At 72.0% G+C, this 15432-nt stretch carries 11 protein-coding genes; 2 read left to right on the top strand and 9 right to left on the bottom strand.

Annotation, left to right across the window (positions count from 1 at the left end; translation table 11 throughout):
• Positions 1 to 330: 330 nt before the first annotated feature.
• Together ABD912_RS13945 and ABD912_RS13940 are read right to left on the bottom strand one after the other, a co-directional pair.
• Complete coding sequence (locus tag ABD912_RS13945) at positions 331 to 1926, bottom strand: AAA family ATPase (RefSeq protein ID WP_345151609.1); 1596 nt, start codon at positions 1924 to 1926, stop codon at positions 331 to 333.
• Between the two features lie 175 nt (positions 1927 to 2101).
• Positions 2102 to 2956: a metal-dependent hydrolase gene (locus ABD912_RS13940; RefSeq protein ID WP_345151607.1), complete on the bottom strand. Its 855-nt coding sequence runs from the start codon at positions 2954 to 2956 to the stop codon at positions 2102 to 2104.
• A gap of 280 nt (positions 2957 to 3236) precedes the next feature.
• On the opposite strand from ABD912_RS13940, the gene ABD912_RS13935 reads away from it, so the two are divergent.
• Positions 3237 to 3758 carry a GNAT family N-acetyltransferase gene (locus ABD912_RS13935; RefSeq protein WP_345151604.1) on the top strand — a complete coding sequence of 174 codons (522 nt, stop codon included), beginning with the start codon at positions 3237 to 3239 and terminating at the stop codon, positions 3756 to 3758.
• A 170-nt stretch (positions 3759 to 3928) separates the two neighbouring features.
• Positions 3929 to 5230, top strand: a complete 1302-nt coding sequence (locus tag ABD912_RS13930) for an alpha/beta fold hydrolase (protein ID WP_345151985.1) — start codon at positions 3929 to 3931, stop codon at positions 5228 to 5230.
• On the opposite strand, the gene ABD912_RS13925 is transcribed toward ABD912_RS13930, so the two are convergent.
• From ABD912_RS13925 to ABD912_RS13895, 7 genes are all read right to left on the bottom strand, one after another.
• Positions 5227 to 6699: an MFS transporter gene (locus tag ABD912_RS13925; protein WP_345151601.1), complete on the bottom strand. Its 1473-nt coding sequence runs from the start codon at positions 6697 to 6699 to the stop codon at positions 5227 to 5229. The two genes, ABD912_RS13930 and ABD912_RS13925, sit on opposite strands and share 4 nt — an antisense overlap.
• Positions 6700 to 6942: 243 nt before the next feature.
• Positions 6943 to 8007 (bottom strand): TerC family protein, encoded by a 1065-nt coding sequence (locus ABD912_RS13920; RefSeq protein WP_345151599.1) that lies wholly within the window; start codon positions 8005 to 8007, stop codon positions 6943 to 6945.
• A 179-nt stretch (positions 8008 to 8186) separates the two neighbouring features.
• Complete coding sequence (locus ABD912_RS13915) at positions 8187 to 9743, bottom strand: HNH endonuclease (protein ID WP_345151597.1); 1557 nt, start codon at positions 9741 to 9743, stop codon at positions 8187 to 8189.
• A 485-nt stretch (positions 9744 to 10228) separates the two neighbouring features.
• The gene (gene uvrB, locus ABD912_RS13910; protein ID WP_345151596.1) at positions 10229 to 12331 is read right to left on the bottom strand and encodes an excinuclease ABC subunit UvrB; all 2103 of its coding nucleotides are present in this window, start codon (positions 12329 to 12331) and stop codon (positions 10229 to 10231) included.
• Between the two features lie 39 nt (positions 12332 to 12370).
• Positions 12371 to 12988, bottom strand: coding sequence for a dephospho-CoA kinase (gene coaE / locus ABD912_RS13905; RefSeq protein ID WP_345151594.1), 618 nt, complete (start codon positions 12986 to 12988; stop codon positions 12371 to 12373).
• Positions 12989 to 13029: 41 nt separating this feature from the next.
• Positions 13030 to 14460 (bottom strand): FAD-binding oxidoreductase, encoded by a 1431-nt coding sequence (locus ABD912_RS13900; RefSeq protein WP_345151593.1) that lies wholly within the window; start codon positions 14458 to 14460, stop codon positions 13030 to 13032.
• A gap of 52 nt (positions 14461 to 14512) precedes the next feature.
• Positions 14513 to 15340: an AfsR/SARP family transcriptional regulator gene (locus ABD912_RS13895; protein ID WP_345151592.1), complete on the bottom strand. Its 828-nt coding sequence runs from the start codon at positions 15338 to 15340 to the stop codon at positions 14513 to 14515.
• Positions 15341 to 15432: the final 92 nt, after the last annotated feature.

The following is a 15432-nucleotide window of genomic DNA, read 5'->3' as shown; positions in this document are numbered from 1 at the left end:
CGGGAGGCCTGTTGCGCATGACAAAGACAATGCGTCAGCCAGCGTCATCGATTCTTCGCGCTCCGTGCCGTGTCTGCTCCCGTTATTGCAGGGACTGCGGTGTTCACGCTGGGGCGTGTCTGTGGATGCTGCCGGTCTTGCGCGGGCCCGGATGGCGACGCGTTGCGGGACGGCTGCCCAGCGGTGGTCGCGGAACGGCCGCCCGGCCTTGTCCGCGGCAGGCGGCCTCAGCGGGCGACCAGCTCCCGCCGGGCCTCGGAGGGGACCCAACAGCGCGAATTCACCAATCAATCATGCCAACACGGCCAGATCGCCCAGAGGAGATACGCCCTAGTCGCCGTCCCCGGCATCCTCCAGACCGGCGCCGCCCGTTCCCTGGCCGCCAGGCCGGTCCGGGTCCACCCCGATCCAGGAGGAGTACGCGGACGGGGCGCCGGGCGCCTGTCCGGGCCGCGGGGGGTACGCGACGTAGCCGAACGACGGCGGGGCCGCGTAGCTGCCGGCCACGAATCCGAAGTCCTCGCCGTCGCCGTCCTGCGCTTCGCCCTCGGTGCGCGGCGTCCCCTCGCCGCCGAGCAGCGTGCGGGTCAGCGCCGCCGTCTCGTCCATGAGCGCGGCGGTCGCCGCTTCCAGGTGGGCCGGCCCGGGTTCCTCGCCCGCATACGCCGCATTCAGCACGGTCCGCCGGACCAGTTCCTTGACGAAGGAGGCGGTGGCGCCTTCGGTCGCCTCCGCCGCCCGCTCCAGCACCTCGGGCGGCAGCCCCAGGCCCCGTCCGTACAGCCGCAGCAGGGCCAGCCGGCCGGCGGCGTCAGGCCTGGGGATCTCCACCGCCAGGTCCACGCGCCCGGGGCGTTGGGACAGGGCACGCTCGAGCATGTCCACGCGGTTGGTGGTCAGCACGAAGGCGACGTCGGCGTCCGCGTCCAGGCCGTCCATCGCGTCGAGGACCTCGAACAGCAACGGCTGCGGGCCGTGGCCGAAGCCGCGGTCCTCGGCGACCAGGTCGCAGTCCTCCAGCACGACGACGGCCGGCTGCAGTGCCCGGGCCAGCCGGGCCGCCTCCGAGACCAGGGCGAGCGTGCCGCCGGCCAGCAGCACCGCCGTCGTGCCCTCCGCCCGGCCCAACAGGTACCGCACCGTGTGCGTTTTGCCCGTGCCGGGCGGCCCGTACAGCAGCACCCCGCGCTTGAGGTGCTGCCCGTGGGCGCGCAGGTGCTCGCGGTGCTCCCCCAGGCCGACCACGTGCCGTTCGATCCGCTCCAGCGCCCCGTCCGGGAGCACCACGTCGGAGGCGGCCACCCGCGGACGGCGGTGGAAGGTCACCCCCGCGGCCGTGGGCTCGAACTCGTTGGCCGTGAAGGACACCACGTGCCCCTTGAAGATGCTGCGCACCCGCAGTTCGGCCCGGAGCCAGCCCAGGAAGCCGTCGACGGCCCGCGGATCCGTCCCGAGCACCTCCACGCTCACCGCGCCCCGGCCGTACTGCGGATCGGGGCCACGGAACAGCACCGCCAGCGGAGTTCCCTCGCAGTGGAACAGGTGCAGCGCTGACACCGCGATGCGCCGCTGCGTGTCGGGGCCGGTGTCCACGGTGGCGTACCCGGGCTCGGCGAGGGGCGTGCCGTACGCGTTGCCGGCCTGCACCATGTCGGCCAGGGCCGCATGGTGGCGTTCCTGCCCGCCGATCCCGGCCAGCCGGGCCGCCGGATCCGCCGCGGCTGCCTCCTCCACCAGCAGCGCCGCATCGGTGAGCCGGTGCGCCGGGACCGTTTCGGTGACCACCGGCAGCCGTCCCGGGTCCACGCCCAGATACTCCTGCAGCGTGTCCTGCAGTCGCTCGCCGGCCACGTCGGCCACGGAACGGGAGGCGGCCTCCGCCAGGCGGGAAAAATCGGCCAGGAATCGGGACAGGTCTGCATCCATGCGTGTGAGGCTAGCAGTTGCGCCGCCGGCGGCAAGGCCCGCCGCGGACCGGAATTTCGCGCACCACGCAAGGAAGCCGCCGTCGTGCCCGCGCTGGGCACGACGGCGGCTGCCGGATGGCCGGGCGGGCGCGCGGGTCCGCGCTGCCCGCCGGGCGGCCTACCCGCCGAACTGATTACCCTCCCAGAAGGCCCAGGGCCATCTGCGCCCCGGAGCGCCCCCACGCGACGGCGGCCATGCCGATGCCGACCACCGCATAGGCGGCCACCGGAATCCCGAACAGCCACTCGCGCCAGGAGCCGGCGGCGCCCAGGATCGGGAAGGCGACGCGGCCGCTGGGCTTCCAGACGTCCTTGAGCACGGGCACGCGGCGCAGCGCGCGCGGACGGCGCACCTTCACGGGCCACAGCAGGTTGCACCCGCCCAGGGTCAGCATGTCGCCCAGGATATGCACCGCGGCGCCCAGGGCCACGGCGAGGACGAACCAGTACTGCTCCTCGGGGGCGTTGACCGCCACGAAGGCGCCCAGCGGCACCGCGATCACCCACGGCACGCGCTGCATGCGGTCGGGAATGAAGCGCAGCGCCTTGACCGCGAAGGCGATCAGCAGCACGGCGAGGAGCCCGGCGCCGGGATAGACGATGCCGAAGTTCGCGGTGTCCACGGTCCACAGGCTGGCCACCAGGGCCAGCGCGGAGAACGCGGCGATGCCCAGCAGGGAGTGGGTGCCGTTGCGGTGCCCGCCGGAGATGTTCCCGATGCCCGCACAGATCGCGTTGGACACCGGGGGCAGGGACTGGGCGATGGTCGCGTGCCGGTGGTCGGCGTCCGGGGCCAGGGCGGCGCCGGCGCAGACCATGGCGCCGGTGACGACGCCGGCCGGGGACAGGTCCATCAGGCCCAGGCCCAGCGGCACCGAGGCCGGCAGCCAGGGCGCGGCGCCGGCGAGCGCGGTGAGCGGGATCTGGAACGGGCTGGTCGCGGCGATCCACGCGGCGGCGCCGGTGGCGGCGTGGTTTCCTCCCATCATGCGGGCGGTTCCCCTTTGCTTGCTCGAAAGGTGCGCGCAGCGCGGGCGCGGTGCGGGCCGGCCCCTTCCGGCGAGCACGGCAGTCAATGGAGCTCGTGGACTGCCGTTGGGCGCCTGCCGACCATCCTATCGCCTGGTTCGAACTTAAGTACGAATTGCGGTGGCGGCGGGTTGCGTCGGTTCCGGGCGGGTTTGGCGAGTTCCCGGTACGGTTCGGAACCCCCTTTTCCGGCCCGTGGGGAAGGGTCCGGCGGCCACGCCCGCGGGATACGCTAGGCCCATGAACGCCATCCGTGATGCCCGTCCCTCAGACGTCCCGGCGATTCTGGGACTGATCCATGACCTGGCCGCGTACGAGCGCGAGCCCGACGCCGTGAAGAACACGCCCGAACTGCTGCACGAGCACCTGTTCGGTCCCGCGGCGCGGGTGTACGCGCACGTCGTGGAGGACACGCTGCCCGGCGCGCAGGCTCCGCAGGTGGTCGGGGTGGCCGTGTGGTTCCTGAACTACTCCACGTGGGAGGGCGTGCACGGGATCTATCTGGAGGACCTGTACGTGCATCCGGCGGCGCGCGGGGCCGGGCACGGGAAGGCGCTGCTGGCGAACCTGGCCCGGATCGCCGTCGAACGCGGCTACGCGCGCGTCGAATGGTGCGTGCTGGACTGGAACGAGCCCGCGATCGGGTTCTACGACGCGCTCGGGGCCGGGTCCCTGGACGAGTGGACCACCCGCCGCCTGAGCGGCGAGGCGTTGCGGGCCGTCGGAACGGCCGCCGGGGCAGCGGCGGGGGGCCGTTCGTGAGCGCGCCGCCTCCGGACAAGGCACAGGCGGACAGGGCACAACGGGACAACGCGCAGCCCGGCACGGCCCGGCCCAAGGCCCACCACGGGCCGCGGCCGGCGGTGCCCGCCGGCTGGGCGACGCCGGCGGCGGGCGAGCACCGGGTCGGGGCGGTGCACGAGTACCGCGGGATGCGGGCCACCGAGCACCACTTCACCGTGCCGCTGGACCATGACGACCCGGACGGGGAGGCGATCCGGGTGTTCGGCCGCGAGGTCGTTTCCCTGGACCATGCCGATCCGGAGCAGCTGCCGTGGCTGCTGTACCTGCAGGGCGGGCCGGGAGGGCAGGCGCCCCGGGTCAGTTCGCTGTCCGGGTGGATGGCGGAGGCGGCCAAGACGTTCCGCCTCTTCCTGCTGGACCAGCGCGGAACCGGGCTCAGCACCCCGGCGACCCGGCAGACCCTGCCGCTGCGCGGGGACGCCGCGGCGGCGGCCGCGTACCTGGAGCACTTCCGCGCCGATTCGATCGTGCGCGACGCCGAGTGGATCCGCCGCCGCCTCGTGGACGGGCCGTGGACGGCCTTCGGGCAGAGCTACGGCGGGTTCTGCGTGCTCACCTACCTGTCCCTGGCCCCGGACGGACTGGAGCGGGCGCTGGTCACCGGGGGCCTGGCTCCGCTGGCCGGCCCCGCCGAGCGCGTGTACCGGGCGACGTTCGCGCGCATGGCCGAGCGCAACGCCGAATACTTCCGCGCCTACCCGGAGGACCGGGGGACGCTGACCCGCATCCTCCGCCACGTCGGGGACACCGAGGAAACCCTGCCGGACGGGCGCCGCCTCACCGCCGGCACCGTGCAGCTCCTGGGCCAGTTCCTGGGCGGGAACGCGCGCATCGACCAACTGCACTTCGCCCTGGAGGCCGCGTTCGTGCCCACCCCGGCGGGGCCGCGGCTCTCCGACGCGTTCCTGGACCTGCTGCAGGCGCAGGTGTCCCGCAGCTCCAACCCGCTGTACGCGCTGATGCATGAATCCATCTACGCGCAGGGGGAAGCCACCAACTGGGCGGCCTGGCGGGTGCTGGAGGAGTTTCCGGAGTTCTCCCCGGAGTCGCCCGAACCGCTGCTGACCGGCGAGATGGTCTATCCCTGGTACTTCGAGCTGGATCCGGCGCTGCGCCGGCTGGAGCAGGTGGCCGGGCTGCTGGCCCAGAAGGACGACTGGCCGGCGCTCTACGACCCGGCACGGCTGGCGGCCAACACGGTGCCGGTGGCCGCCGCCGTGTACACGCACGACGTCTACGTCGACCGGGACCTCAGCCTGGAAACCGCCGGCGCCGTGCGCGGGCTGCGCGTGTGGGAGACGGACAGGTTCCACCACGACGGGATCTCCGACGACGGCGCCGCGATCTTCGCGCGCCTGCTGGCCCTGACCGAACCGGAAGACGGGTCCGAACCGGAAGGCGGGTCCCGGCGCCGGGCGGCAGACGCCTAGGTGCCGGCCGCCGGACGCGGGGAGTGCCCATGTCCGGGCGCCCTGGCCACGGCGTTGGCCAGCAGCGCCGCGATGGCCAGGATCACGGCCAGCGCGGCGAGGTTCAGCCAGCCGAATCCCCCCAGCGCCAGCACCAGGCCGCCTCCCGCGGCCCCGATGGCTCCGGCGAATCCCATAAGCATGTCGGAGACGCCCTGGACCGGCACGGCCGCCGCCCCGCGGACGCTTTCGGCGATGTAGGCGGACGCGGACACCGTCGCCATCGACCATCCCAAGCCCAAAAGGACGAGCCCCGCGGCGACCAGCCGCGGCCCGGCCTGGCCGAGGCCGGCGGTGAGCACGGCGGCGGCAAACAGCAGTTGGGCCCCTGCCATGAGCCGCAGCCGCCCGTAGCGGTCCGCCAGCCATCCCATCACCGGGGAGAGCCCGAACATGCCTGCCACGTGCAGGGAGATGACGATGCCGACCAGCACCAGGGTGTCGGCGGTGACATGGTGGGTGGCGGGAGTGGGCTGCATCGTGTGGCTTGCCTCCACCAGGTGCTGGAGGTGCACCGGAGTCATCGCCATGACGGCGACCATGGTCATGTGCGCAGCGATGATCGTGGCCACCCCCAGGCGGGCCGGAGCCGATTCGCGCAGGGCCGCCAATCCCGTACCGAAGGCGTGGGGCGATGCGGGCGGCTGCCCCGCCCCCGGCGGACGCTCCTGGCCGGACCGGGATGCTCGCGCCGCGGGATGCGATACCGCGAGGCCCGGTACCGAACGGTCCGGCACCGAGGGGTCCGGCGTGAGGACGTCGGGCCTTCCGGCGTCCCGGGCGCTGAAGGCCCGCGCGGTGAGCAGCGGGTCCGGCCGCAAGCCGATCTCCAGGACGGCGAGCGCCATGGCCAGTCCCACGGTGGCGAGCACGAACGGTCCGCTCAGGGCCGGCAGGCCGAGGGCGAGGCCGAGGTCCGATCCGGCGCGGACCAGGTTGGGCCCGGCGACGGCGCCGATGGTGATGGCCCACATGACCAGTCCCAGGTCGCGGGCCCGGGTGGAGTCATCGGCGAGGTCCGTTGCGGCGAAGCGGGACTGGAGGTTCGCGGCGAACCCGAAGCCGATCAGTGCGGCCCCGGCCAGCATGGCGGGGACGCTCTGCCAGATGGGGGCCAGCAGCAGCAGCAGGGCACCGAGCACGGCCAGCGAGATGCCGGCGGTCAGTGCGGCCCGCCGGCCGCGGCGGACGGCCCGGGACGCCAGCGGCAGGGCGCCGAGCGCACCGCCCAGCGCCAGGGCCGTGGTGGGGGCGCCGCCGAATGCCTCGCTTCCGGTGAGGTCCACGGCCATCAGGGCGCCCACGGACAGCGTCGAGGAGAGGCCGAGGGCGCTGAACAGCTGGCCCAGCCCCAAGGCAAGGAGCATGCGGCGTTGGAGCGATCTTTTGTCCCCCAGAAGCGGGGCCGGGGCGCCGGGTGAACCGGTCATGCCGCAAGGCTAAGCCCGGGCGCGCCCGCAGGCCCTTGTGGGGAAGACACAGTCCGGTGCCGCAATCCTTGGTGCCACGTTCTTTGGTGCCACGTTCCTTGGCGCAGCCTTCCCTGACCCGGGGCGCAGTGGACGGCCAGGCAACGGAACGGCCAGGGGCCGGCCGCTGCGTGCGGCCGGCCCCTGGCCGTGGTGGTGCTGTACCCGAAGGCTGCCGTGCCGAAAGGCTACGGCGCCGAAAGGCTACTTGGAGTCGACGTCCGCGCTGCCGCCGCCATTCGCGTGCTCGGCGATCTCGATGTCCTTGGCCAGGCGTGCGTCCATGGCGGCCTTCTTGCCGGCCGGGGACAGCAGGCTGAGGCCGGTGGCGACAACCAGGGTGCCGATGATGACGGCCAGGGAGACGGCGGTCGAGATGTCCGGAACCCACTCGATGTGGTGGCCGCCGTTGATGAACGGCAGTTCGTTCACGTGCATCGCGTGGAAGACCAGCTTGATGCCGATGAAGGCCAGGATCACGGAGAGTCCGTGCTTGAGGAACACGAGCCGGTCCATCAGGCCGCCCAGCAGGAAGTAGAGCTGGCGCAGGCCCATCAGGGCGAAGATGTTCGCCGTGAACACGATGAAGGCGTACTGGGTCAGGCCGAAGATCGCGGGGATCGAGTCGACGGCGAAGAGCAGGTCGGTCATGCCGATGGTGATGAAGACGATGACCATCGGGGTGAAGACGCGGCGGCCATTGACCGTGGTGCGCAGCTTGTTGCCGTCGAAGTCCTGGCTCATCGGGAGCTTGCGGGTGAGCTTGGCGATGAGGCCGTTCTCAGAGCCTTCTTCCTCGTCCTCGCCGGAGTCGGTGGCCTGCTTCCAGGCGGTCCACAGCAGGAACGCGCCGAAGATGTAGAAGACCCAGCTGAAGTTCTCGATGACGGCCGCGCCGAGCAGGATGAAGATGCCGCGGAGCACCAGCGCAATGATGATGCCGAACATCAGCACTTCCTGCTGGTACTTACGGGGCACGCTGAAGCGGGCCATGATGATGATGAAGACGAACAGGTTGTCGACGCTGAGGCTGTACTCGGTGACCCAGCCGGCCACGAACTGCTGGCCGAATTCGGGGCCCGCCTGCCAGAAGAGGATGCCGGCGAAGACCAGGGCCAGGGCCACGTAGAAGCCGACCCACAGGCCGGCCTCCTTCATGGACGGCTCGTGCGGACGCTTGACCACGTACAGGAGGTCGAACAGGAGGATGGCGCCGAGGACTGCGAACGAAATGAGTTCGAACTCCAAGGACAAACTATGAGAACCCATGAAGGCCTTTCGAAAGGGTGCGGGGATGCGCGATATCGCCGTAAGTCTCTCCGCCGACACCCAGATTGGTCGGCCGCCGCGCCCGGCCAGGCTGCACTGCCCGGCGTGTTGACGTTCACGGCACTTGGGATACTCCCCTACGCAGAGCCCAGTCTAACGGACAATGCGCAGCGACCACCTCACGCCACGACGGACAAGTGGCGCTCCAGTGACGTTTCCCACACGGCGCCGACGGGCCCGAACGGGCTGTGACGGCCCGACGGGTAGGAGAACTCCCCGCCCTGAACCGGGATCCGGGTAACCCCGGCCTCCGCCCCGGGGCCCGCGTCCGGCGGGCCGGCGGCCATCGGCGTTCCCGGCAGCGCCGGGGCCGTGGAGCGGTGGATGCGCCCGCTTGGCGTGATGGTTTCGAAGGTGTGCCGGCCTCCCGGGACCAGCCGCGTGGACCAGCCGGGGGCCTCCTTGGCCTGGTTGCACTGTTCGCACAACCCCGCCGCGTTGGCCGCCGAGGTGGTTCCTCCGCGGGCCCACGCCACCACGTGGTCCCCGTGCCGCACCGGGGCGTCGCACCACGGGGTGCGGCAGGTGTGGTCGCGCAGGGCGATGAAGCGCCTCAGGGCGGAGGGGAAGAGCCGGGCCCGGGAATCCATGGCCACCAGCTCGCCGGTGCCGGGGGCGGTGTACAGCCGGCGGATCCACGTGCGCGCCTCGGACGGGATCGGTGGATCCGTCAGGCCGGGCCGGTCGAGCCCGATCCGCCCGGCCCCCGGAGGCCCACCGGGCGGAAGCCGACCGGACTGAACTCCACCGGGCTGGCCTCCACCGACCGCAGGCGGGTCCGGGTCGGCTCCGCGGCGCGGCTGCCCCTCCCTGCGCCGAACCTGCCGGCGAGCGCCTGCCGCGGGGAAGCCTTCCCGGCGCACGGCATCGCGGGCCCACTGCGCGGGCACGACGCCGTAGCCGTCCAGGTGGGCAGGTTCCACATCGCCGTGCAGGAGCGTGCGGTCCGTCATGATCAGGTTCACGGCCAGGGGCACGGCGTCGGCGTGCTTGAGGCCGGTGAGGCGCTGGACGAATTCGTCGGCCATGATCTGGCCGCCGCTGCGCGCATCGCCTTGGGCGCGCTGGCTATCGGCCGCGCGGGAAAGGGCCGCGTAGGCTGCAACGCCCTGCTTCACCGGCAACAGGGCCGTCACGTACATCATGGTGTCCGGGGCGGGACGGCAGGTCACGGTGCGCTCCGACTCGGCCTTGCGGGCCCGCTTGACCACCGCGTGCGGATCCAGGCGGTAGGCCAACCGCCTGACGGCACCGACCAGGGCCCGGTTGCCCATGCGGTCCAGCCCCACGTCATCCCCCGCGAGCTCGTCGTCGACGCGCCGGCGGTCCTCCAGCGAAAGGCACGCGGTTTCACGGACCACCAGTGTGGCCCGCCATTCGCTGAGACGTCCGTCAGCCACCGCCTTCAGGGTCCGCGGCATCTCATGGACAAGCGCCTTCGCCAGTCCCAGCATCCGGAATCCCACGTTGGGTGATTCATGGCGGGCCAAGGCGATTTCGGAGGCGATGCCCTGGCCTCGCCGCGCCTCGGGCACCCCGGCCGCTTCCCGTTCGGCGCGGCGCGAGGCCTCGAAGGCCACCGCCTCGCGCGCCTGCGCGGCGGAGAGGGCCGCCTTCAGCTCCTCATAGGTCCGGATGCGCTCGATCCGCTCATCCGCCGGCACTTCCCCGGTCACGGCGTCCACCTCACCAAGATGCCGAATCCACCCCGCGGCAATCTCGGACTCCGGCCCCGTCTCCGATTCGGCCCCGCACGAGGAGGGGCCTGCAGCAGGCGCTGCCGATGCGCCGGGAGCCCCCGCTGCGGTCCCCGCGCCCGACGGGGCCATGCTGCCGTCCGCACGATCTTCGAACATGTATTCGATTTTAGTTGCGGTCCATTCCCGCAACAAGCCTTGGGATGCCCTCGGGGAAAATAATGGCCGAGATGCACCCGTGGAGGGCCGGGGAACGGGCTCGGCCGGGGACCGGGCAGGCGGCCGGGGACCGGGCAGGCGGCCGAACATCGGAACCCCACCGGCCGCCGCCGTCGGACATTGGGCGGACGGCGAGCGCAGGAGGCCCGGCAGGGGAGTTGCCGGTCGCGCGCCCGAAACTGCCCCGTGCAATACAGCCCCGCACGATACCGCCCCGCACTGGGCAGGCGGTGGCGTCCGGGCCTTTAGGCGTGCCCGGCGCTCTTCATCTGGCGCAGTTCCTTCTTCAGTTCGGACACCTCGTCGCGCAGCCGGGCCGCGAGCTCGAACTGCAGTTCCGCGGCGGCGCCGTGCATCTGCTCGGTGAGCTGGGTGATCAGCTCCACCAGGTCCTCCGCCGGGACGGCGGCCAGCCCGTCGCGGCGCACCGTCTCCGCGGCCCGGTCCTTGGCCGCGGTGTTCCGCCGGGCACCCTTGGCCAGGCGCTGGTTGTTGAGCAGCTCCTGGGTGTCAGCGTCCTCGCGGGCCAGCTGGTCGGTGATGTCGGCGATCCGCTTGCGCAGCGGCTGCGGGTCGATGCCGCGGTCCTTGTTGTACTTCTCCTGGATCTCGCGGCGGCGGTTGGTCTCCTCGATCGCCTGCGTCATCGAGGCGGTGATCCGGTCCGCGTACATGTGCACCTGGCCGGAGACGTTGCGGGCCGCGCGGCCGATCGTCTGGATCAGCGAGGTGGCCGAGCGCAGGAACCCCTCCTTGTCGGCGTCCAGGATCGCCACCAGCGAGACCTCGGGCAGGTCCAGGCCCTCGCGGAGCAGGTTGATGCCGACCAGCACGTCGAACACGCCCAGGCGCAGTTCGCGCAGCAGCTCCACGCGGCGCAGGGTGTCGACGTCGGAGTGCAGGTACTGGACCTTCACCCCGTGCTCGGTGAGGTAGTCGGTGAGGTCCTCGGCCATCCGCTTGGTCAGCGTGGTGACCAGGACGCGCTCCTCGCGCTCGACGCGGGTGCGGATCTCGTCGAGCAGGTCGTCGATCTGGCCCTTGGTGGGCTTGACGATGATCTCCGGGTCCACCAGGCCGGTGGGGCGGATGATCTGCTGCACCACGCCGTCGGCCTTGCCGAGCTCGTACTTGCCCGGCGTGGCCGACAGGTAGACCGTCTGCCCGATGCGCTCCAGGAACTCGTCCCACTTCAGCGGCCGGTTGTCCATCGCCGAGGGCAGCCGGAAGCCGTGCTCGACCAGGGAGCGCTTGCGGGACATGTCCCCTTCGTACATCGCCCCGATCTGCGGGACGGTCACGTGGGATTCGTCGATGACCAGCAGGAAGTCGTCGGGGAAGTAGTCCAGGAGGCAGTGCGGGGCGGAGCCGGGGCCGCGGCCGTCGATGTGCCGGGAGTAGTTCTCGATGCCGTTGCAGAAGCCCATCTGCTGCATCATTTCGAGGTCGTAGGTGGTGCGCATGCGCAGGCGCTGCGCCTCGACCAGCTTGTTCTGGGACTCCAGCGTGTCCAGCCGCCCGCGCAGTTCGTCCTCGATCGCCGTGATCGCCCGGTTCATCCGTTCCGGTCCCGCGACGTAGTGGGACGCCGGGAAGACGTACATCTCCGTTTCCTCCCGGAGCACCTCGCCGGTGACGGGGTGCAGCGTGTGGATCGCCTCGACCTCGTCGCCGAAGAACTCGATGCGGATGGCCTGTTCCTCGTACATCGGGATGATCTCCACGGTGTCCCCGCGCACCCGGAACGTTCCGCGGTGGAAATCCGTGTCATTGCGGGCGTACTGCATCGAGACGAACCTGCGCAGCAGGTGGTCGCGGTTCAGTTCCATCCCCCGGCGCAGTGTCACCATCCCGGCGATGTACTCCTCCGGCGTGCCCAGGCCGTAAATGCAGGAGACGGTGGCGACGACGATCACGTCGCGCCGGGTGAGCAGCGCGTTGGTGGCCGAGTGGCGGAGCCGTTCGACCTCCTCGTTGATCGAGGAGTCCTTCTCGATGAAGGTATCCGTCTGCGCGATGTACGCCTCCGGCTGGTAGTAGTCGTAGTAGGAGACGAAGTACTCGACGGCGTTGTTCGGCAGCAGTTCGCGGAACTCGTTGGCCAGCTGGGCGGCCAGGGTCTTGTTCTGCACCATGACCAGGGTGGGCCGCTGGACCTTTTCGACCAGCCAGGCGGTGGTGGCGGACTTGCCGGTGCCGGTGGCACCCATCAGGACAACGTCCTTCTCCCCCGCCGCGATGCGGCCGGCGAGCTCCTTGATCGCCTGCGGCTGGTCGCCGGCCGGCTGGAACTCGCTGATGACTTCGAAGGGAGCGACGACGCGGTTGATCGGCTGGGCAAGGCTCATGCCTCTAGGCTACGCCCCGCCTCCGACAGTGGGCGGCGGTCAGGCGCCGGCCGCCGCAGCGGCCCTGAGGGGAAGGACCCGTTCGCGCCAGACCCGGTCCACCGCCGCGCGCAGCTCCTCCAGCGTGCCGGAGTTCTCCAGCACGACGTCGGCGATGGCGGCCCGCTGCTCGTCCGTCGCCTGCGCGGCGATGCGGGCGCGGGCGTCGTCCTCGGTCATGCCGCGGTCCTGGACCATGCGCCGGATCCGCTCCGCCAGCGGCGCCTGCACCGTAATGACCAGGGCGAAGCGGCCGGCCTGGCCACTTTCGGCCAGCAGCGGGATGTCCTCGACCACGACGGCGTCCGGCTCGGCCTGCGCGCGCCGGTCCAGGGCCGCGGCGCGCACCAGCGGGTGGACGATCCCGTTGAGGCGTTCCCGGGCGTCCGCGTCGGCGAACACCAGCGCACCGAGGGCGGCCCGGTCCAGGGCCCCGTCGGCGCCGATCACGCCGGGCCCGAAGGCCTCGGCGATGGCGGCCAGGCCGGGCGTGCCGGGCTCAACCACCGCGCGGGCCAGGCGGTCGGCGTCGATCAGGACCGCGCCGAGTTCGGCCAGGCGGGTGGCCACGGCCGATTTGCCGGCGGCGATGCCGCCCGTGAGTCCAATGTCAACCATGCGGCAAGTCTAGGCGGCGAGGGGCGGGAGCCGCCGGAACGCTAGGCGGACGCCGCCGGCGGGATGTTCTGGTTGATGTGGAACACGTTGTCCGGGTCGTACTCGGCCTTCACCCGGGCGAGCCTTTCGTAGTTGCCGAGGTAGGCGGCGCGGACCCGGTCGGTGCCCTCGTCCTCCATCAGGAAGTTGACATAGGCGCCCCCGGCGGAGGTCGGGTGCAGCTCCTCCCAGTAATCGCGGGCCCAGGCGGTGATGGCGTCCCGGTCGGCGGGGTCCGGGGAGACGCCGACGATCACGCACGCCCAGCCGCCGTCGCGGTAGGCGAACGCCGTGGCGTCGGCGGGCACGCTGGCGGCCGCCCCGTCGATCGGGTACATGTGCATCGTGGACTGCGCGGTCGGCATGATCCGCCCGTGCTTCAGGTGGACCTCGATGGCCCGGTCGCTGATGGTCTCCGTGAAGTCGGACTTCCAGTACCACTGCAGGCCCGGCGGCACCAGCGGGTCGAAGAACGCCTGGAACGCGTTGAACGGCATCTCCTGCACGGCCACGAGCAGCGGCCTGCCGAAGCTGCGGACCGGATCAAGCACCTCGTCGGCGCGCGCATGCTCGCCCGTGTAGCACCAGGCGATCGCGCAGGCCTTGCGGTTCCGCAGCTCCTCCGGGAACGGGGGCCCGTCGGGAATGGTGAGCACCGCGAACCAGCCGCCGAGTTCCTCGGGCAACGTGGGCAGCAGGTCGCGGTACCAGCGCAGGACCTCCGGCGCGTCCTCGAGGTCGTAGAAGACCGGCCCGGCGATCACCGACCCGTTCTCGCCGACCTCGTGCAGGCGGAAGGTGAAGGAGGTGACGACGCCGAAGTTTCCGCCACCGCCGCGCAGGGCCCAGAACAGGTCCGGGTGGTGCTCGGCGTCGGCGGTCACCAGGCGGCCGTCGGCCAGCACGACGTCGGCGGAGACGAGGTTGTCCACCGTCAGGCCGCAGCTGCGGCTGAGGTTGCCGATGCCGCCGCCCAGCGCCAGGCCGCCGACGCCGGTGGTGGAGACGAACCCGGAGGGGGTGGCCAGGCCGAACGCGACGGTGGCGTGGTCGACGTCGTTCCAGGTGCAGCCGCCGTCCACGCGAACGGTGCGCGCCGCGGGGTCCACGGTGGTGGCACGCATCCGCGAGAGGTCCACGACGAGGGCCCCGTCGGCGATGCCGAGCCCGCCGGCGTTGTGCCCGCCGCCGCGCACGGCCAGAACCAGCCCGTGGTTACGGCCGAAGTTGACGGCGGCGACGACGTCGGCCTGGTCGGCGCAGCGCACGATGGCGGCCGGGCGGCGGTCGATCATCGCGTTGTAGACGGCCCGGGCGGCGTCGTAGTCCGCATCGCCGGGCAGGATCAGGGTGCCGCGCAGGTTCGCGGCCAGTTCGGAGTACTCTGGCGCGGTCCCGGCGGGGACCGTCGCCGGCGCAACGGTGCTGGGCATCGGACTCATCCTCCTGTGCGCGGGCGGCGGGAGTGCCGCCACGGAATCCACGTTACGGAGGCACCGTTCGCCCAGCGTTCGGGTGGCCGCCCCGCGCGGGGTCCTCCCCTGCGCCGTGAAGGGCGATGCTTTCCCGCAGGGCCAGGGTGGCCGGGTCGGGCCCCACGCCCAGCCCGTGGCGGAGGGTCCTGGCGCAGCGGTGGAAGGTCGCCAGGGCGGCCCCCCGGTCCCCCGCCTCGGCCTGCAGCACCATCAGGGCGCGGTAGCCGGATTCCTCGAACGGTTCCAGCCGGATGCGCCGCCGCGCCAGTTCCGCCGCCCGTGCGGGCCGGCTGGCGCTGCGGCAGGCGGCCACGGAGCGGTCGCACAGCTGCACGCATTCGCTGCGCAGCATCTCGCGCTCGCGCTCCACCCAGTCGGTGGCATCCCCGGGCAGCAGGTCGCCCTGGTAGGCCTCGAGCGCGGCGTCCGCGTGGGCCAGGAAGGCCTCGGGGGCCGCGGCCGGCTCCCGGAACGCGGCGTCATGCTCGGTGCGGAAGAGGGCCACGTCGACGGACTGTCCCGGCGCCTCGGTCCAGCACAGGGTGGCCCGGCCGCCGTGCAGCCCGGCGTTGCCGTGAAGTCCGGTCCAGCCGTCCTCGGCGGTGCCGCCCCCCAAAAGCCCGCGCAGGGTGTGCAGCTCCCGGCGGAGGTTGGTCAGGGCCTGCGGCTCGGCGGAGTCCGGCCACAGCAGTTCCGCCAGGTGCTGCCGGGGCACCTCGGTGCCCGGGCGCAACGCCAGGCAGGCGAGCAGCTGCAGGGCCCGCCCGGGGGCCGTCCCCGGCCCCCCGCCGTCGTCGGCCTCCACCCGGAGTTGCCCCAGCAGGTAGATCTTGGGCACGGTGGAGCCACCTTCCAGTTCCGTCCCCGCATTGTCCCACCGGCCTGGCGGCCCCACAACGGCGGCGAACGGCCCGACCCGAAAGGGAGCAC

The organism is Arthrobacter ginkgonis (assembly GCF_039540195.1).
Taxonomy (GTDB): Bacteria; Actinomycetota; Actinomycetes; order Actinomycetales; family Micrococcaceae; genus Zafaria; species Zafaria ginkgonis.
This window is presented reverse-complemented; position numbering and strand designations above follow the sequence as displayed.